Below are 17985 nucleotides of genomic sequence, written 5' to 3'. Positions count from 1 at the left end.
GCTACGCCTCCTCTTCCTTCTTGTCCTTGCGGTTGAATTCGATCTCCACGCGCGCCCTGGCGATCTCGTCGAAGGCGACGCGGCGCGCGGTGGGCTTGCGGCCCTTGACGCCCGGCACTTCGAGATCGAGCCCTTCGTCGTCGACACCGAGGATCCGGGCCACCAGTTCGCCGCCGTCGGCGAGGGTCAGCTTGGCCAGCCGGCCGGTGGCGCGTACGTAGTGGCGGTGCTCGGTCAACGGGCGGTCCGCGCCCGGAGAGCTCACTTCGAGGACGTACTCGCCCTCGCCCATCGCATCGGTCGCGTCGAGGGTGTCGGCGATCACGCGGCTCAGCTCGGCGCAGGTGTCGAGCTCCACGCCGTCCTCGGAGTCCACGACGACCCGCAGCACCCGGCGGCGGCCTGCCCGGGAGACCTCGATCTCCTCCAGGTCCAGCTCCTTGGCGCTGACGAGCGGTTCGAGCAGCCCGCGCAGCCTCTCGCTCTGGGTGGTGCTCATCCGGGTGACTCCTCGGCCGCGTGTGCTGTTGTGGGGATCGTCGCGTGTCAGGTCAAAGGGTATCCGGTCCGCAGGGGTGTTGCCGTCCGCCTCCCGTCCAGCCGCGGGTACGCTCGCCTGCGGTGATCATTTCGGGTCAGAAACCGTCAAAAACCAGGCTGAAGGAGACAAGTGCAGCGCACGGGGACGACGCGCAGGAGTGCGCTCACCGCTTCGGGAGCACTCGCCCTGGGCGCGCTACTGACAGGCTGCGCAGGCGGCACCGGGAGCGACCGGGGGGCCGTGCCCGCCGACGCCCGTAGCGCCTCGACGCGCGCGCGGACGGCGCTGCGGACGGCGGCCGCCCGCACCAGCCACGCCCTGCGCGCCCGGTACGCCGAGGTGGCGGCCGCGCACCCCGCGACGGCCGGCGGGCTCGCGCCGCTGAGCGCCGCCGTGGGCGCACACGCGCGGGCCTTCTCCAAGGACGTGCCGGCGCCGTCCGCACCGGCTCCCGCCCCTTCCCCCACCGACGCCCGTGCCGCCCTGAAGGAGCTGGCGGCCGAGGAGCTCAGGGTGGCCGACGAGCGTGCCGGGGCCCTGCTGACGGCCGACCCGGAGACGGCCCGGCTGCTGGCCTCGGTCGCGGCCGCCGGAGCGGTCCACGCCCATCTGCTGACGGAACTGGCCAAGGAGATCGCGTCATGACCGAGGTGACGGCGACGGCCGCGCGGGGCGAGGACCCGGGCACGCTCCGGGCCGCGCAGGCCGCGCTCGCGGCCGAACACGCCGCGGTGTACGGCTACGGCGTGCTGGGCGGCCGGCTGGAGGGCCGCCCGCGCACCGACGCCACCGCGGCCCACGACGCTCACCGCGCGCGCCGGGACGCGCTGGTGCGTACGGTCCGCGACCTGGGCGGTACGCCGGTGGCGGCGGACGCCGCGTACGCTCTGCCGTTCCCGGTGTCCGACCCGTCGGCCGCCCTGCGGCTCGCCGCCGTGATCGAGGACCGGGTCGCGGGCGTCTACTCCGACCTGGTGCGGGCGGCCCGGGGGCCGCTGCGGTCACAGGCCGCGGGGGCGCTCCGCGAGGCCGCCGTGCGGGCGGCCCGCCTGCGCGGCTCCGGCGTAGCCTTTCCGGGGCTCGCGGAGAAGGCCTCCGCCGAACCGGCGGACACCACGGCCGAGGCGGGCGCCACGGGCGTCCCGCACTGACGCGGGCTGACGCGGGCTCGGAAGGGGAACAAGGCACGTATGGGTTTCGAACCGCCTCGGAGACTGGTGCGGGCGCTCGGCGAGACGTACGGGGACGGGGCCGCCGACTGGCTCGGCCGGCTCCCCGCACTGGCCGGGGAGGCACTGTCCGCCCCGGGCCGCGAGGCCGTCGCCGAACGGGTCGTGGCCCCGGGCGGGCGCAGCAGCCTCGTCCTCCTGGTACACCGGCCGGACGGCACCCGGGCCGCGCTGAAGATCGCCCCGCCCGGTGCCGCGCCCGCGCTCGAACGCGCGGCGCTCGCGCACTGGAACGGCTGGGGCGCGGTGGAGCTGCTGGTCCCCGGCGACCTGGCGGCGCCCGGGGACGCCCTGCTGCTGGAGCGGCTGCACCACGAGGTGTCGCTGCGCTCCCTGCCGGAGGCCAAGGCGCTGCTGGAGGCGGCGGGCACGGTACGGCGGCTCTGGGTCCAGCCGCCGCCCGGCCACCCGTTCGAGACCGTCGCGGAGCGCACCGGGGCCCAGGCGGGGCCGATGCGGGCCGCCGCCGCGCGGGAGCCGGAGCTGGAGCCGCTGGTCTCGGCGGCGCTCGCGGCACGCGAGGAACTGCTCGCCGGGGGGACGGAGAGCTTCCTGCTGCACGGCAACTTCCGGCAGAGCAAGGTGCTGTCGGGCGAGCGGGCGCCGTGGCTGGCGGTGGGGCCGGAACCGCTGGTGGGTGAACGCGCCTACGACCTGGCCCGGCTGGTGCGCGACCGGGTCGAGGACCTGATCGCCTCGCCGGGCGGCCCGGTGACGGCCCGGCGGCGGATCAAGAGGCTGGCGGAGTCCCTGGAGGTCGATCAGGCGCGGCTGCGCGGCTGGACCCTGTTCCGGGCCGTGGAGTCGGGCACCCGCACGCTGACGGCGGGCCGCCGTCAGGACGGCGAGCTGACCCTGGAGTTCGCGGGCTGGCTCTGAGGGCGTCCCCGCCGGCGGGGCGGCCGACGGCCGAGCGGCCCCCGCGCGCGGTGCGCGGGAGCCGCTCGGTGTGCGGTGTGAGGGCGGGTCAGCCCTGGGCGGTCAGGCGGGCGACGGCGTCCTCGACCGTCAGCTCCTCGCGCTCGCCCGTGCGCCGGTCCTTCAGTTCCAGGACGCCCTCGGCCGAGCGGCGCCCGGCGACGAGGATCGTCGGGACGCCGATGAGCTCGGCGTCGGTGAACTTCACGCCCGGCGAGACGCCCGCGCGGTCGTCGACGATGACCCGGACACCCGCCGCGGCGAGCTTCTCGGACACGTCGAGCGCCAGCTCCGTCTGGAGCGCCTTGCCCGCGGCGACCACGTGCACGTCGGCCGGGGCGATCTCGCGGGGCCAGCACAGCCCCTTGTCGTCGGCGGTCTGCTCGGCCAGGGCGGCCACCGCGCGGGACACGCCGATGCCGTACGAGCCCATCGTCACGCGGACCGGCTTGCCCTGCTGGCCGAGGACGTCGAGGGAGAAGATGTCGGCGTACTTGCGGCCGAGCTGGAAGATGTGACCGATCTCGATGGCGCGGTCCACCTGGAGGCCGGTACCGCACCGGGGGCAGGGGTCGCCGGCCTCGACGACGACCACGTCGAGGTGGTCGTCGACCTCGAAGTCCCGCCCGCACACGACGTTCCTCGCGTGCACGCCCTCCTTGTTGGCGCCGGTGATCCAGGAGGTGCCGGCGGCGACACGGGGGTCGGCGATGTAGCGGACCTTCTCCAGGCCCTGCGGCCCGACGTAGCCGCGTACCAGGTCGGGGCGGCCCACGAAGTCCTCGGCGGTGACCAGTTCGACCTCGGCCGGTGCCAGGTGCTCGCCGAGCTTGCCGAGGTCCACCTCGCGGTCACCGGGCACGCCCACGGCCACGATCTCGCCGTCGACCTTGACGAGCAGGTTCTTCAGCGTCGCGGAGGCCGGGACGCCGAGGAAGTCCGCGAGGGTCTCGATGGTCGGGGTGTCGGGGGTGTCCATCTCCTCGACGGGGGCGGTTCCGGAGGCGTCACCGGGGGTGGCCACGAAGGTCACGGCCTCGGTGTTGGCGGCGTAGTCGCAGTTCGGGCAGTCGACGAAGGTGTCCTCGCCGGCCGGGGCGGGGGCCAGGAACTCCTCGGACGCCGAACCGCCCATCGCCCCGGAGACCGCGGAGACGATGCGGTGGTCGAGGCCGAGCCGGTCGAAGATCCGGATGTAGGCGCCGCGGTGCAGCCGGTACGACTCGGCCAGGCCCTCGTCGGTGGTGTCGAAGGAGTACGAGTCCTTCATCTGGAACTCGCGGCCGCGCAGCACACCGGCGCGCGGGCGGGCCTCGTCGCGGTACTTCGTCTGAATCTGGTAGAGGATCACGGGCAGGTCCTTGTAGGACGAGCACATGTCCTTGACGACCTGGGTGAAGATCTCCTCGTGGGTGGGGCCGAGGAGGTAGTCGGAGCCCTTGCGGTCCTGGAGCCGGAACAGCAGGTCGCCGTACTCGTCGTAGCGGCCGCTGGCCTCGTACGGCTCCTTGGGGAGCAGGGCGGGCAGCAGGACCTCCTGGCCGCCGATGGCGTCCATCTCCTCGCGGACGACCCGGCTCACGTTCTCCAGGACCTTCTTGCCGAGCGGGAGCCAGGACCAGATGCCGGCGGCGGTGCGGCGTACGTATCCGGCCCGGACGAGGAGCTTGTGGTTGAGCGTCTCGGCGTCGGCCGGGTCGTCACGCAGTGTCTTGATCATCAATCGGGACATGCGCTGGACCTGGGCCATGGTGAACTCCTGCTAGGAAGGGTGGTGGCCCCGAGGTTAGCCGGGCGGCCCGCGCGGGCGGAAATCGATTCACCGGCCGCGTCGCAGCGGCAGGGGCGCGCCCATCACCGCGTACGGCCTGGGTGCGCCGGGGAAGGCCACCAGGCGGGCCAGGTCCCGGTAGCCGAGGCTGCGGTAGAGGCCGCGGGCGGGGCTGTCGGTGTCGATCGCGGAGAGGATCGAGCGGGGCTGGTCCACCGCGTCGGTGACGGTGGTGATCAGAGAGCGGCCGGTGCCGTGCTGCTGGAAGTCCGGGTGGACGTGGAGTTCGGTGATCACGAAGGAGTCGTCGAGCCAGTGGTCGGAGCAGGTGGCCCGCAGATACGGCTGGACGACGGTGGACCACCAGTGGGCGCGGTCGTTCGGCAGGCCGTAGACGAAGCCGACGAGGCGTCCGTCGGGGGTGGTGGCCCCGAGGGCCCGCGCGCCGGGGTCGTCGAGGTGCCGGAGCACGATATGGCGGCGCACGTCGATCTCGTCCTGGGAGAGGCCGAAGGCGACGGCCTGGACGGCCAGTGCCTCGTCCACACGGGCGGCGAGGTCGAGCGGTCCGACCACGATGCCGGGGGCCCCGGAGCCGCCGGGGAAAGCGGGGGTTGCTGCTGCCATGCGGGAACCCTACTGGCCGGGCCGTCCGGTCAGAACAGCGTGCTTCAGAAGAGCACGCTCATGAACGCGCCGGTCTCACGGAAGCCGACACGCCGGTAGGCCCGGCGGGCGGCGGTGTTGTAGTCGTTCACGTACAGGCTGACGACCGGTGCCACATCGGCCAGCGCGAGGCGCAGCACGGCGGCCATACCGGTCTCGGAGAGTCCGCGGCCCCGGTGTTCGGGCGCGACCCAGACGCCCTGGATCTGGCAGGCGCGGGAGGTCGCGGCGCCGATCTCCGCCTTGAAGACGACCTTGCCGTCCTCGATACGGGCGAAGGAGCGGCCGGTGGAGATCAGTTCGGCGACCCGTGCCTGGTAGAGGAGTCCGCCGTCACCGGCGAGCGGGGAGACGCCGACCTCCTCGGTGAACATGGCCACGCACGCGGGCATGAGGACGTCCATCTCGTCCGGGCCGATCCGGCGGACCAGGGGGTCGGCCTCGATCTCGGCGGACGGGCTCTCGGTGACCATGAGCGGCTGGTGGGGGCGGACCTCGCGGGCGGGGCCCCAGCTCGGTTCGAGCAGCCGCCACAGCTGGCCCGTGGGCCCGGCCGGGCCGACGATCGAGGAGCAGCGGCGTCCGGCGCGGCGGGCGCGGTCGGCGAAGGCCCGGACGGCTTCGGGGGTGGCGCAGATGGGCACGAGGTTGGCGCCGGAGTAGCAGAGCGAGCGCAGCCGGCCGTCGGTGTACCAGCCCCACATCTCACCGCCCAGGCGCCAGGGGTCGAGGCCCGCGACCTGCACACGGGACGTCACGAACGCGTTCTCGACGGGTTCGCTCTCCAGGACGGCGAGCGCGGCGGGGAGCTCGGCGGGGTCGAGGACCCGGGTGGTGGTCTGCGTCAACACTGGGGGCCTCACCATACGGTCTGCTGATTTCCGCACTGTACCCAACGAGGCTGTGGAACGCCGCCCGCGTGGGCCGAGGGGCCTGCCGCGGACATGACCGTGCCCCGCGGGACGGACCCGCGGGGCACGGAACGCGTGGTATGGGAGGGTCAGCCCGCGATGGAGACCTCGGGCTCGCCGGAGGCGACGCCGTCCTTCTCCATCTGCTCGGCGATCTTCAGGGCCTCCTCGATGAGGGTCTCCACGATCTTCGACTCGGGGACGGTCTTGATGACCTCGCCCTTGACGAAGATCTGACCCTTGCCGTTGCCCGAGGCGACGCCCAGGTCGGCCTCGCGCGCCTCGCCGGGACCGTTGACGACACAGCCCATCACGGCGACCCGCAGCGGGACCTCCATGCCCTCCAGGCCCGCGCTGACCTGGTCGGCGAGCTTGTAGACGTCCACCTGTGCGCGTCCGCAGGACGGGCAGGAGACGATCTCCAGCCGGCGCTGCTTCAGGTTGAGCGATTCGAGGATCTGGAGGCCGACCTTGACCTCTTCGGCGGGCGGGGCCGACAGGGAGACCCGGATGGTGTCCCCGATCCCCTCGGAGAGCAGTGCGCCGAAGGCCACGGCGGACTTGATGGTCCCCTGGAACGCCGGTCCGGCCTCGGTCACGCCGAGGTGCAGCGGGTAGTCGCACTGGGCGGCGAGCTGCCGGTAGGCGTTGACCATGACGACCGGGTCGTTGTGCTTCACCGAGATCTTGATGTCCCGGAAGCCGTGCTCCTCGAAGAGCGAGGCCTCCCAGAGCGCGGACTCGACCAGGGCCTCGGGCGTCGCCTTGCCGTACTTCTGGAGCAGCCGGGCGTCCAGCGAGCCGGCGTTCACGCCGATGCGGATGGGAGTCCCGGCGTCCCCGGCCGCTCTGGCGATCTCCTTGACCTTGTCGTCGAACTGCTTGATGTTCCCGGGGTTCACCCGGACCGCCGCGCAGCCCGCGTCGATGGCCGCGAACACGTACTTCGGCTGGAAGTGGATGTCCGCGATGACCGGGATCTGCGACTTCCTGGCGATGGTGGACAGGGCGTCCGCGTCGTCCTGGGTGGGACAGGCCACCCGTACGATCTGGCAGCCCGAGGCCGTCAGCTCCGCGATCTGCTGGAGGGTGGCACCGATGTCCGAGGTACGTGTCGTCGTCATGGACTGCACCGACACCGGTGCGTCCCCGCCGACCGCCACCGATCCGACCTGGATCTGACGGCTGACCCGTCGGTCGGCGAGCTTGGTCGGAACGGCAGGCATTCCGAGAGAAATCGCAGTCATGCGCTGAGCATCCCCAAGGTGTGGATCAGTGTGGATCGAGGTTCCGAGAACGGCGGACTCCAGGCTCCGAGGTTACGGCACCGGAGGAAATCCGGGCGCACCCTGTCGGCAAGTCCGCCGGACGGCGGGCGGCGGGAGGCCAGTCGTGTGACGGAGCTCCACGGACGAGACGGACGGGACGGACGAGAGGGACGGGACGGACGTGGTGGTGGGCGTCAGGTGATCTTCACGGGGTTCACGATGTCGGCGACGAGCACCAGCAGCGTGAAGCAGATGAAGATCCCGGCGACGACGTACGCGACGGGCATCAGCTTGGCGACGTCGAAGGGGCCGGGGTCGGGCCGTTTGAAGACCCGGGCCGCGTTGCGGCGCAGGGCCTCCCAGAGGGCGCCGGCGATGTGCCCGCCGTCCAGCGGGAGCAGGGGCAGCATGTTGAAGAGGAACAGCGAGAGGTTGAAGCCCGCCAGCAGGAAGAGCATCATCGCGATCTGGTTCTGGGCGGGGATGTCGAGGTTCATCACCTCGCCGCCGATCCGGGCCGCTCCGACCACGCCGACCGGTGAGTCGTCCCCTCGTTCGCCGTCGCTGAACGCGGCGTTCCACAGGTCGGGGATCTTGGAGGGCAGGGCGATGATCGAGTGGACGCCGTTCTCGATCATGTCGCCCATGCGGACGACGGAATCGCCGAAGGAGAGCGGGAGGATCTCGGTCTGGGCGGCGAAGCCCAGATAGCCGGCGCTGACGTACTGGTCGGGGACGACCTCGCCGTGGGAGTCCTTCTTCGCCACGGCGTTCTTCTTCAGCACGGCGTGCAGGGTGAGTTCCTGGCCGTCGCGCTGCACGGTGAGGGTGGCGGGGCCGATGGTCTGCCGGATGCGGTCCGAGAGCGTGGCCCAGTCGTCGATGCGCTGCCCGTCGAAGGCGACGATCTTGTCGCCCTCCTTGAGCCCGGCGGCCTTGGCGGGCGAGACCGGGTCGGTGGGCCGGCAGGTGTCGCGGTTCGCGCTCTGGGCGATCACGCACTGCTGGACGCCGGCGACCTCGGTGGTCTGGGTCTGGAAGCCGAAGCTCATCGCCACACCGAGGAAGATCGCCACGGCGAGGACCAGGTTCATGAACGGCCCGGCGAACATGACGATCACGCGCTTCCACGGCTTGCGCGTGTAGAAGAGGCGGGCCTCGTCGCCGGGCTGGAGCTCCTCGAAGGCGGCGGACCTGGCGTCCTCGATCATGCCGCGCCAGGGGGAGGTGGAGCGGGCTTCGAGGCGTCCGTCCGGGCCGGGCGGGAACATGCCGATCATCCGGATGTAGCCGCCGGCCGGGATGGCCTTGATGCCGTACTCCGTGTCGCCCTTCGTGCGCGACCAGATGGTCGGACCGAAGCCGACCATGTACTGCGGTACGCGGATGCCGAAGAGCTTCGCGGTCGACAGGTGCCCCAGCTCGTGCCAGGCGATCGAGAACAGCAGCCCCACAACGAAGACGGCGATCCCCAGGACCGTCATCAGGATCGTCGTCATGCTCATGCGCGCGCCTCCGCTGTCGCTTCCGCCGAGAGTTCCCTGGCCCGGGCGCGGGCCCAGGTCTCCGCGTCGAGGACGTCCGCGACCGTCAGCGGAGTTCCCGTGGCGGGGGTGCCGTGCTCGGTCACGACCGCGGTGACCGTGTCCATGATGCCGTTGAAGGGCAGCCGTCCCGCCAGGAACGCGTCCACGCACTCCTCGTTGGCCGCGTTGAACACCGCGGGGGCCGTCCCGCCCAGCGTGCCCACGTGCCGGGCCAGGCCCACGGACGGGAAGGCCTCGGTGTCCAGCGGGAAGAACTCCCAGCGGGAGGCGGTCGTCCAGTCGAAGGCGGGCGCCGCGTCCGGGACCCGCTCGGGCCAGCCGAGACCGATCGCGATCGGGCCCCGCATGTCGGGCGGGGTCGCCTGGGCGAGGGTGGAGCCGTCGGTGTACTCCACCATCGAGTGCACGTACGACTGGGGGTGGACCACGACCTCGATCCGGTCGAACGGGATGTCGTAGAGGAGATGGGCCTCGATGACCTCCAGCCCCTTGTTGACCAGGGTCGCGGAGTTGACCGTGATCACCGGCCCCATGGCCCAGGTCGGGTGCGCGAGCGCCTGCTCCCGGGTCACGTCGGCCAGCTCGCTCCTCGTACGTCCCCGGAAGGGACCGCCGGACGCGGTGACGACGAGCCTGCGCACATCGGCGCGTTTCCCGGCGGCGAGCGCCTGGAAGAGCGCGGCGTGCTCGGAGTCCACCGGGATGATCTGGCCGGGCGCCGAGAGGGCCTTGACCAGGGGGCCTCCGACGATCAGCGACTCCTTGTTGGCGAGGGCGAGGGTGCGCCCCGCCTTCAGCGCCGCGAGGGTGGGGGCCAGGCCGATCGAGCCGGTGATGCCGTTCAGCACGGTGTGACAGTCGCTCGCGGCGAGCTGGGTCGCGGCGTCGGGGCCGGCCAGGATCTCGGGGAGCGGCTCCCCCGGGCCGTAGGCCTCGCGCAGCGCCTCGCGCAGGGCCGGCACCTTGTCCCGGTCGGCGACCGCGACGGTGTCCACCCGCAGCCGTCGCGCCTGGTCGGCGAGGAGCGCGACCCGGCCGCCCGCGGCGGAGAGCGCGGTGACGCGGAAGCGGTCCGGGGTGCGCAGCACCAGGTCGATGGCCTGGGTGCCGATGGACCCGGTGGAGCCGAGGATCACCAGATCCCGGCGGCCGTGTACCGCGTCGAAGACGAGATGGGGGTCGGCGAGAGGTGCGGGGCTGTCGGTCATGGCGACCATTGTCGCCGCTCGTGCTGTGTGCGCGGACAGGGCGTCCCCGTCGGCGCGTGGCTCAGACACCGGCCGCACGGAATTCCTCCTGCCGGGCGGCCGGGCCGCCCCTCGGAGCCCCGGAGGGGCGGCCCGTGTCCGGGGTCACCCGGCGTGGCGCGGACGCGGCCCGGCCGTGGGGGCGCGCGGCGGCCCGTTCCCCGCCGTCGCTGCCGCACCCGGTGACGGCCACCGCTCCCCGGGCCGCGGCGGCGGTGCCCCCGCCCCTCGGGCCACCCGCTCCGAACACCCCGAACATCCCTGCCCCTGTCGTCGGTTGACGGCCGCCGAGAGCGCGGCCGGGGCTCGATTGTGCGGCATCGCGGGATCAGAAGTGCGTCCGGACGCCGAACTTCCCCCTCAGGCGCGCCATGTCCGCCAGATCACGCTCGGCCGGTTCGTACCCCTGGTGGAACAGCGCCTGCTGTTCGGCGGAGACGCAGCGCACCGTGACCGTCCCGAGAGTGCCGGTGACGAAGCAGGCCGCCGGGTAGACGAAGGGCCGCTCCGGGTCGAGCGAGGACTGCGTCGCGGAGCCGTCGGGGGCGAACTCCAGCGGATGCAGGTCGGTCTCCGGCCCGTCGGGGTGGCTGAGGACGAAGCGGGCGGGCCGCCAGTCGAGTGTCTCGGCGTATCCGGCCGCCTCCAGCGCCGCGACGACGGCACCCTCCTGCTCCCGGCGGTGCAGCAGGTCGAGGTCGCGGTGGTCCCGTGTCTGCTCGCCGAGCAGCGCGTCGACGCCCCACCCTCCGGCGATCACCACATCGGCGCCGGCCCGGTCGAGGAGTTCGAGCACGGACAGGACGTCGCTCAGGGTCATCATGGGCGCAGGATAGGCACCGGCCCGGCCCGATGCGCGGGGTTTTTCCTCCGGTCAGCCGGCGCCCGGGGCCGCGAACCCGGCGAACGCCTCGTGGAACCCGGGGAACGTCTTGCGGACGCAGCCGGGGTCGTCGTAGCCGATGCCGGGCACGCGCAGGGCGGTGACCGCGAACGACATCACGATGCGGTGGTCGCCGTGCGTGGCGATCTCGGTGGGCCGGGGCGTGCCGGGGTGGATCTCGATCCAGTCCGGGCCGGTGCGCACGGTGATCCCCATGGCCCGCAGGTTCCCGGCGCAGGCCTCCAGCCGGTCGCACTCCTTGACCCGGGTGTTGGCCACGTCCTCGATCCGTACGGGCGAGGAGGCGAACGGGGCGATGGCCGCCAGGGTCGGCATGGTGTCGGAGATGTCCCGCATGGTGACGGTGAGGCCGGTGAGCGTCCCGGTGGAGCGGACCGTGGTCCCCCGGTCCGTGGTCGTCACGTCCGCGCCCATGCGGCGCAGGACGTCGGTGAAGCGCAGGTCGCCCTGGAGCGCGCCCGTACCGAGCCCGGGGACGGTGACCTCGCGGCCGGTGAGGGCCGCGGCGGCGAAGAAGTAGCTCGCGGTGGACGCGTCGGGCTCCACGGCGTAGGTGGTGGCGCGGTAGCCGCCGGGCCGGACGGTGAAGGTGTTCCCCTCCCGGACGACGTCGGCGCCGAAGCTCCGCATCATCGACAGGGTGATCTCGACGTACGGCGCGGACACCAGTTCCGTGACGTGGATCCGCAGCCCCTCGGCGGTGAGCGGACCGAGCATGAGCAGCGCGGTGAGGTACTGGGACGACTGCCCGGCGTCCAGGGTGAGTTCGCCGCCCTTGACCCCGGAGGCCCTGACGGTGAGCGGGTGGTGGCCCTCGGCCTCTTCGTGGCGCAGGTGCACGCCCAGGGTGCGCAGCGCCTCGGTGAGCGGGGCGAGCGGGCGGCGGCGCATCTGGGCGGAGGCGTCGAAGTGGTACGTGCCGGAGGCCGCGGCGGCGGCGAGCGTGGGCAGGAAGCGCGCGGTGGTGGCCCCGTCGCGGCAGTGGACCTCGGCCTCGGTGACCGAGGGGCCCTCGGGGCGCCCTTCGACGTGCCAGCGGTCCGGCTCGCGTGTCACCGCGTATCCCAGACGGGTCAGGCCCTCGGTGAACCCCTCCGTGTCGTCGGAGAGCAGGGGGCGCAGCAGGGTGGTGGTGCCGTCCGCCGCGGCGGCCAGGAACAGGGCGCGGGCGGTGACGGACTTGGAGCCGGGGACGTGGATGACGGTCACGGGCCCCCATCCTGCCCGGTGGCGGGCGTGCGCGCGGGGCGCGTCCAGGCAGTGGACGCGCCCCGCGGCCGGCCGGTTCAGCGGATGGGGCGGTGGACGTTCTCCCCGGCGGTCGGGCCGGGTGAGGCGTCGGCGATCCAGGGCCCGTCGCCGCTGGGGTCGATGACGCCCTCCTCCAGCCAGGTGTACGCGCCCGACAGGACGCCGTCGACCACGCGGCGGTCGACGGCGTCGGTGTTGGACCACAGCCGGGTGAACAGTTCCTCCACCCGGAGGCGGGCCTGCCGGCAGAAGACGTCGGCGAGCTGGTACGCCTCACGGCCGTGGTCGCCGTCGGCGCGCAGGTGCTCGGCGCGGACGCAGGCGGCGCTCATCGCGAAGAGTTCGGCGCCGATGTCCACGACGCGGCCGAGAAAGCCCTGCTTGGTCTCCATGCGCCCCTGCCAGCGCGACATGGCGTAGAAGGTCGAGCGGGCCAGTTTGCGGGCAGAGCGCTCGACCGAGCGCAGATGACCGGAGAGGTCGGGGTGCCCCGGGACACGGAACTCACCGTAGGCGTTGGGGAGTTGGCCGGGGCCACTGACGAGCTTGGGGAGCCAGCGGGCGTAGAACCCGGCGGCGTCGACGCCCGCCCTCGCCTTGTCGGAGAGCGGCTTGTCGGGGTCGATGATGTCGCCGGCGACCTTGAGGTGGGCGTCGACCGCCTCCCGCGCGATCAGCAGGTGCATGATCTCCGTGGAGCCCTCGAAGATCCGGTTGATGCGCATGTCGCGGAGCATCTGCTCGGCGGGCACCGCGCGTTCGCCGCGCGCGGCGAGCGAGTCGGCGGTCTCGAAGCCGCGTCCGCCGCGGATCTGGACCAGTTCGTCGGAGATGAGCCAGCCCATCTCGGAGCCGTACAGCTTGGCCAGGGCGGCCTCGATGCGGATGTCGTTGCGGTTCTCGTCGGCCATCTGGGAGGCGAGGTCGACGACCGCCTCCAGTGCGAAGGTGGTCGCCGCGATGAAGGAGATCTTCGCGCCGACGGCCTCGTGCCGGCCGACCGGCCTGCCCCACTGCTCGCGTACGGCCGACCACTCGCGGGCGATCTTCAGGGACCACTTGCCGACGCCGACGCACATGGCGGGCAGCGAGAGCCGGCCGGTGTTGAGGGTGGTGAGGGCGATCTTGAGTCCGGCGCCCTCCGGGCCGATGCGGTGGGCCGCCGGGACGCGGACGCCGTGGAAGCGGGTCACGCCGTTCTCGATGCCGCGCAGGCCCATGAAGGCGTTGCGGTGTTCCACGGTGATGCCCGGCGAGTCCGCCTCGACGACGAAGGCCGTGATGCCGCCCTTGTGGTCCTCCGAGGCGGGGACCCGGGCCATCACGACGAGCAGGTCGGCGACGACGCCGTTGGTCGTCCAGAGCTTCACCCCGTCCAGGACGTAGTCGTCGCCGTCCGGGACGGCCGCCGTCGCGAGCCTGGCCGGGTCGGAGCCGACGTCGGGCTCGGTGAGCAGAAAGGCGGAGATGTCGGTACGGGCCAGGCGCGGCAGGAAGGTGTCCTTCTGCTCCTGGGTGCCGAACATCTTCAGCGGCTGCGGGACGCCGATGGACTGGTGGGCGGAGAGCAGGGCGCCGATGGCGGGGCTGGCCGAACCGGCCAGCGCCAGCGCCCTGTTGTAGTAGACCTGGGTCAGGCCGAGGCCTCCGTACCTGGTCTCGATCTTCATGCCGAGCGCGCCCAGCTCCTTGAGACCGTCCACCACGTCGTCGGGGATCCTGGCCTCGCGCTCGATCAGCGCCCCGTCGACACGGGTCTCGCAGAACGCGCGCAGCCGGGAGAGGAACGCCTCGCCGCGCCGCACGTCCTCGACGCCGGACACGGGGTGGGGGTGGATCAGGTCGAGCCGGAAGCGTCCGAGGAAGAGCTCCTTGGCGAAACTCGGCTTCTTCCAGTCCTGTTCACGGGCGGCCTCGGCCACCCGCCGTGCTTCGCGCTCGGTGATGCCGGGAGCCTGGGGGGTGTCGGATGGGGCGGACATGAGGAGCTCACCTCGCCGCGAGTCGGGACGGTGGTCGGGCGTTGCGCGGACCGATCGGTACCACTCGTCCGTATGTACCCCATCTGCGCCACCCCTACCACCGTGCGGCGGGCTCGCGGCGGGACGCGGGACCGGCCGGGGTCCGCCGTGCGGCGGGCTCCGGCCGGTCCGGTACGCGCGGGCGGCTACAGGGCCAGGCCGGTGAGGACGAGGACCCGCTCGTAGGTGTAGTCGTCCATCGCGTACCGCACGCCCTCGCGGCCCACGCCGGACTGCTTGGCGCCGCCGTACGGCATCTGGTCGGCGCGGTAGGAGGGGACGTCGCCGATGACCACGCCGCCGACCTCCAGGGCGCGGTGGGCGCGGAAGGCGGTCTCCAGGTCGTGGGTGAAGACCCCTGCCTGGAGGCCGTACTTGGAGTCGTTGACGGCGGCGAAGGCCTCGGCCTCTCCGTCCACCCGCCGCACGTACAGCACCGGCCCGAAGACCTCCTCGTGGGCGAGGGTGGTGGTGGCGGGCAGGTCGGTGAGGACCGTGGGGGCGTAGGTGGCCGCGTCGCGGGTGCCGCCGGTGTGCAGGGTGGCGCCGGCCGCGACGGCCTCGTCGACCCAGGACTCCACCCGGCGGGCGGCGTCCTCGCTGACCAGCGGGCCGACGTCGGTGGCCGCGTCGGACGGGTCGCCGGTCACCAGGGCCTCGACGGCGGCGGTGATCTTGGGCACGAGCCGGTCGTACACCGAGGCGTCGGCGATGACGCGCTGCACGGAGATGCAGGACTGGCCGCCCTGGTAGTTGGAGAAGGTCGCGATACGGCTCGCGGCCCGGTCCAGGTCCTCCTCCGAGGACCAGTCGGCGAGGACGACGGCCGCGCCGTTGCCGCCGAGTTCCAGCGTGCAGTGCTTGCGCGGCACCGACTCCATGATCGCGTAACCGACCGGGCCGGATCCGGTGAACGAGATCACCGGCAGCCGCTCGTCCTGGACCAGGGCGGGCATCCGGTCGTTGGGCACGGTCAGCACCGACCAGGAACCGGCCGGGAGGTCGGTCTCGGCCAGTAGTTCGCCCAGGATCAGCGAGGAGACAGGCGTGGCCGGCGCGGGCTTGAGGATGATCGGCGCGCCGACGGCGATGGCCGGGGCGACCTTGTGGGCGCTCAGGTTGAGCGGGAAGTTGAAGGGGGCGATCCCGAGGACGGGGCCGCGCGGGAAACGGCGGGTCAGCGCGAGACGGCCCGTGCCGCCGGCGTCGGTGTCCAGCCGCTGGGCCTCGCCGCCGTTGAAGCGGCGGGCCTCCTCGGCGGCGAACCGGAAGACGGACACGGCCCGCCCGACCTCGCCGCGGGCCCACTTGACGGGCTTGCCGTTCTCGGCGGAGATCAGCTGGGCGATCTCCTCGGTGCGCTCGGTGAGGCGGCGTACGACGTGGTCCAGCGCGGCGGCCCGTACGTGCGCCGGCGTCGCGGCGAACTCCTCGCGCACGGCGTGGGCGGCGGCGACGGCCTCCTCGACCTGGGCCTCGGTCGGCACGGCGACCGTCGCCACGAGCCGGCCGTCCCAGGGGTTGGTGACGTCGAAGCTGTCCTCGCCGGTGGCCTGACGGCCGGCCAGCCAGAAAGCGTGGGTGGAGGTCATGGCGGTTCCGGCCCTTCGGGGGTGGTGAACAAGATCGTCAGGGCCACCGCGGGATGGCCCCGGGCCGTGTCGGCACACCGCCCAGGCCCACGGTAGGGGGCGAGGGGGCGGATGAGGTTTGTCCGGGGTGGAGCAGAGCGGACGGCGGATACGCCGGTTCGGCGCATGCGGTGGCGGGGCGGCCGCGAGGCACCGCTCACCGTCGCCGGTACGCCGGTCACCGGTACGCCCCGCCGGTACGCCGTCGCCGGACGGCGCGGTATGCGGCGTACGGACTGGCGGCCTGCGGCACGGGCACGTGGGACGACGGGGCGCGGGGCCACGCGGGACACGGGACGACAGGGCAGACAGCGCAGACAGCGCAGACAGGGCGGGCCGGGACCGGGGCCTACGGGGTTCCCGAGGAGGCGGCCGTCGTCTTGAGGGCCAGCCACAGCTCCATCCGCACGTCCGGGTCGTCCAGCGAGCGGCCCAGGATCTCCTCCACGCGGCGCATCCGGTAGCGCAGCGTGTGGCGGTGGACGCCCAGGTCCGCCGCCGCGGCGTCCCACTGGCCGTGCCGGGAGAGCCAGGCGCGCAGGGAGGCGACCAGGTCGCCGCGGCCCTTCGCGTCGTGCTCCCGCAGCGGGCGGAGCATCCCGTCCGCGAAGGCGCGCACCGCGTCGTCGGCGAGCAGCGGCAGCACCGAGCCGGTGGCCAGTTCCTCGTGCTCGACCAGGGCCCTGCCCCGGCGGCGCGCCACCGAGAGGGCCTGCTCGGCCTGCTTGTACGCGGAGGAGGCCGCTATCGGGCCCGCCGGGGCCGACAGTCCGACGGCGACGTCCGTGTCCTCCTTGACGGGCTCGCGCGCCGGACGGTCGTCCTGCGCCTGGGCGTACGCCGCGCACGCGCCGACGGCGGCGCCGCCGTCGGCGGCCAGCACCACGACCCGGTCGCCCTCCGGCACCATCAGCAGCGTCTCCCCGGACCGGGCGGCGGCGGCTTCCATGGTCTCGGTGAGCGTCGCCGGGTCGGACGCCTCGGCGATGAGCAGCCGGAAGGGGGCGTCCAGCAGCGCGCCGTACAGGTCCCCCGCGACGGCGCGGGCGTGGTCGGGCTGGCCCGCGAGCAGCATCTGCAGGACCGCCGCCCCCAGCCGCTGTTCGGCGTCCTGGAGCGAGCGGGAACGGGCGGTGGTGAGGGTCAGCAGAGCCACGGCGGAGTGCACCGCGTACCGCTCGGCCGTGCCCAGGGAGGCGCCCGTACCCACGGCGAGGGCGCCCCGGGCGAGCCGGCCGGTGCCGAGGGACTGGAGCTCCACGCGGTCCTCGGGGCCGCCGACGACGGCGCTGGCCGGGGCCGCGCGGTCCCCCAGCCGGCGTACGTCGCCGGTGAGGCGGGCGGCCCGCCGGGCCGCCCAGTCCGGCGCCACCGCGACGACGGCGCCCGAGGTGTCGTAGAGCGCGGCCCAGCCGTCCACCTGTGCGGCGAGACGGGTGACCAGCCCGGCGGGGCCCTCGCCGACCAGCGCCGCCCGGGTCAGTTCGCGCTGTGCCTCGAAGCCCGCGGTGACGGCCCGGTACTGGTCGGCCGCGATGGCCGCCGACACGGCTTTGCTGATGGCGATGAACGGCGTGCGCCGGGGCACTTCCAGGAGCGGCAGCCCCGCTTCCTCGGCGGCCTCGACGAGGGCGGCGGGGACCTCGTCGTAGGTGACCCCGACGGCGAAGCCGATCCCGGCGACCTCGGCGGCCGCCAGCCGCCGGACGTACCGCCGCATCGTCCCGGGGTCCTCGGCGTCCAGGTTGGTCGCGGTGATCAGGAGCAGTTCGCCGCCGTCCATGTACGGCACGGGGTCGGCCAGCTCGCTGGCGTGGGCCCAGCGCACGGGTGTGGTGAGCCGGTCCGCCCCGGCGCGGACCCTGAGTCTGAGCGACGGGTGCTGGACGAGCGAGGCGAGTGTGGGTGGCATGGGACCGCCGGACCTCTGGGAGTCGGTTGCGTCGGGGCGCCGGTTGCGCGCGGGAGTCGGTTGCGTCTGGAGTCGGATTGCGCCGTCCCGTACAGACGGCCGCTTCCGATTCTGCCAGGGCGGCGCATTGCGCGTAACCGGCCCGCCCCGCCCGGGGCCGGGCGGGGC

15 protein-coding genes are annotated in these 17985 nt (G+C 73.3%); 3 read left to right on the top strand and 12 right to left on the bottom strand.

Annotated elements, in window-relative coordinates; translation table 11 throughout:
- Window position 1: 1 nt before the first annotated feature.
- Window positions 2-499, bottom strand: a complete 498-nt coding sequence (gene rimP, locus B9S64_RS24425) for a ribosome maturation factor RimP (RefSeq protein WP_103488378.1) — start codon at window positions 497-499, stop codon at window positions 2-4.
- Between the two features lie 171 nt (window positions 500-670).
- Here rimP and B9S64_RS24420 point away from each other — a divergent pair, with 171 nt between their 5' ends.
- From B9S64_RS24420 to B9S64_RS24410, 3 genes are read left to right on the top strand one after another with little or no spacing between them, the layout of a single operon-like run.
- Window positions 671-1186 carry a hypothetical protein gene (locus tag B9S64_RS24420; RefSeq protein WP_109492114.1) on the top strand — a complete coding sequence of 172 codons (516 nt, stop codon included), beginning with the start codon at window positions 671-673 and terminating at the stop codon, window positions 1184-1186.
- Entirely contained in the window at window positions 1183-1692 is a 510-nt protein-coding gene (locus tag B9S64_RS24415; RefSeq protein WP_109492113.1) for a ferritin-like domain-containing protein, read from the top strand. The genes B9S64_RS24420 and B9S64_RS24415 overlap by 4 nt, the downstream gene beginning before the upstream one ends.
- A gap of 39 nt (window positions 1693-1731) precedes the next feature.
- Complete coding sequence (locus tag B9S64_RS24410; RefSeq protein WP_103489110.1) at window positions 1732-2649, top strand: aminoglycoside phosphotransferase family protein; 918 nt, start codon at window positions 1732-1734, stop codon at window positions 2647-2649.
- 88 nt (window positions 2650-2737) lie between these two features.
- Here B9S64_RS24410 and B9S64_RS24405 read toward each other — a convergent pair whose 3' ends face one another.
- From B9S64_RS24405 to B9S64_RS24350, 11 genes are all read right to left on the bottom strand, one after another.
- The gene (locus tag B9S64_RS24405; RefSeq protein WP_103489111.1) at window positions 2738-4438 is read right to left on the bottom strand and encodes a proline--tRNA ligase; all 1701 of its coding nucleotides are present in this window, start codon (window positions 4436-4438) and stop codon (window positions 2738-2740) included.
- 69 nt (window positions 4439-4507) lie between these two features.
- Complete coding sequence (locus B9S64_RS24400) at window positions 4508-5086, bottom strand: GNAT family N-acetyltransferase (protein WP_103489112.1); 579 nt, start codon at window positions 5084-5086, stop codon at window positions 4508-4510.
- Window positions 5087-5130: 44 nt separating this feature from the next.
- Window positions 5131-5991, bottom strand: a complete 861-nt coding sequence (locus B9S64_RS24395; protein ID WP_103489113.1) for a DUF4081 domain-containing GNAT family N-acetyltransferase — start codon at window positions 5989-5991, stop codon at window positions 5131-5133.
- A gap of 134 nt (window positions 5992-6125) precedes the next feature.
- Window positions 6126-7283 (bottom strand): flavodoxin-dependent (E)-4-hydroxy-3-methylbut-2-enyl-diphosphate synthase, encoded by a 1158-nt coding sequence (gene ispG, locus B9S64_RS24390; RefSeq protein ID WP_103489114.1) that lies wholly within the window; start codon window positions 7281-7283, stop codon window positions 6126-6128.
- 215 nt (window positions 7284-7498) lie between these two features.
- Window positions 7499-8809, bottom strand: a complete 1311-nt coding sequence (locus tag B9S64_RS24385) for an RIP metalloprotease (protein ID WP_103489115.1) — start codon at window positions 8807-8809, stop codon at window positions 7499-7501.
- Entirely contained in the window at window positions 8806-10059 is a 1254-nt protein-coding gene (dxr, locus tag B9S64_RS24380) for a 1-deoxy-D-xylulose-5-phosphate reductoisomerase (RefSeq protein WP_103489116.1), read from the bottom strand. Before dxr ends, B9S64_RS24385 begins: the two co-directional genes overlap by 4 nt.
- A 367-nt stretch (window positions 10060-10426) precedes the next feature.
- On the bottom strand, window positions 10427-10921 hold the full coding sequence (locus tag B9S64_RS24370; protein WP_103488611.1) for a nucleotidyltransferase domain-containing protein: 495 nt from the start codon (window positions 10919-10921) through the stop codon (window positions 10427-10429).
- A 51-nt stretch (window positions 10922-10972) separates the two neighbouring features.
- Window positions 10973-12211, bottom strand: coding sequence for a 3-phosphoshikimate 1-carboxyvinyltransferase (gene aroA / locus B9S64_RS24365; RefSeq protein WP_103488612.1), 1239 nt, complete (start codon window positions 12209-12211; stop codon window positions 10973-10975).
- Between the two features lie 77 nt (window positions 12212-12288).
- Window positions 12289-14235: an acyl-CoA dehydrogenase family protein gene (locus tag B9S64_RS24360; protein ID WP_103488613.1), complete on the bottom strand. Its 1947-nt coding sequence runs from the start codon at window positions 14233-14235 to the stop codon at window positions 12289-12291.
- Between the two features lie 185 nt (window positions 14236-14420).
- Window positions 14421-15866 (bottom strand): aldehyde dehydrogenase family protein, encoded by a 1446-nt coding sequence (locus tag B9S64_RS24355; RefSeq protein WP_103488614.1) that lies wholly within the window; start codon window positions 15864-15866, stop codon window positions 14421-14423.
- Between the two features lie 388 nt (window positions 15867-16254).
- Window positions 16255-17817: a PucR family transcriptional regulator gene (locus tag B9S64_RS24350; protein WP_103488615.1), complete on the bottom strand. Its 1563-nt coding sequence runs from the start codon at window positions 17815-17817 to the stop codon at window positions 16255-16257.
- Between the last annotated feature and the right edge of the window lie 168 nt (window positions 17818-17985).

The organism is Streptomyces sp. SM18 (genome assembly GCF_002910775.2).
Taxonomy (GTDB): domain Bacteria; phylum Actinomycetota; class Actinomycetes; order Streptomycetales; family Streptomycetaceae; genus Streptomyces; species Streptomyces halstedii.
The sequence above is the reverse complement of the archived record's forward strand: the minus strand, read 5'-3'. Positions and strand labels throughout refer to the sequence as shown.

What these genes read in the sequence shown, in the direction of transcription:
- rimP (WP_103488378.1), bottom strand. Translation starts at nt 499, where the DNA reads ATGAGCACCACCCAGAGCGAGAGGCTGCGCGGGCTGCTCGAACCGCTC.
- B9S64_RS24415 (WP_109492113.1), top strand. Translation starts at nt 1,183, where the DNA reads ATGACCGAGGTGACGGCGACGGCCGCGCGGGGCGAGGACCCGGGCACG.
- B9S64_RS24410 (WP_103489110.1), top strand. Translation starts at nt 1,732, where the DNA reads ATGGGTTTCGAACCGCCTCGGAGACTGGTGCGGGCGCTCGGCGAGACG.
- B9S64_RS24405 (WP_103489111.1), bottom strand. Translation starts at nt 4,438, where the DNA reads ATGGCCCAGGTCCAGCGCATGTCCCGATTGATGATCAAGACACTGCGT.
- B9S64_RS24400 (WP_103489112.1), bottom strand. Translation starts at nt 5,086, where the DNA reads ATGGCAGCAGCAACCCCCGCTTTCCCCGGCGGCTCCGGGGCCCCCGGC.
- B9S64_RS24395 (WP_103489113.1), bottom strand. Translation starts at nt 5,991, where the DNA reads ATGGTGAGGCCCCCAGTGTTGACGCAGACCACCACCCGGGTCCTCGAC.
- ispG (WP_103489114.1), bottom strand. Translation starts at nt 7,283, where the DNA reads ATGACTGCGATTTCTCTCGGAATGCCTGCCGTTCCGACCAAGCTCGCC.
- B9S64_RS24385 (WP_103489115.1), bottom strand. Translation starts at nt 8,809, where the DNA reads ATGAGCATGACGACGATCCTGATGACGGTCCTGGGGATCGCCGTCTTC.
- dxr (WP_103489116.1), bottom strand. Translation starts at nt 10,059, where the DNA reads ATGACCGACAGCCCCGCACCTCTCGCCGACCCCCATCTCGTCTTCGAC.
- B9S64_RS24370 (WP_103488611.1), bottom strand. Translation starts at nt 10,921, where the DNA reads ATGATGACCCTGAGCGACGTCCTGTCCGTGCTCGAACTCCTCGACCGG.
- B9S64_RS24360 (WP_103488613.1), bottom strand. Translation starts at nt 14,235, where the DNA reads ATGTCCGCCCCATCCGACACCCCCCAGGCTCCCGGCATCACCGAGCGC.
- B9S64_RS24355 (WP_103488614.1), bottom strand. Translation starts at nt 15,866, where the DNA reads ATGACCTCCACCCACGCTTTCTGGCTGGCCGGCCGTCAGGCCACCGGC.
- B9S64_RS24350 (WP_103488615.1), bottom strand. Translation starts at nt 17,817, where the DNA reads ATGCCACCCACACTCGCCTCGCTCGTCCAGCACCCGTCGCTCAGACTC.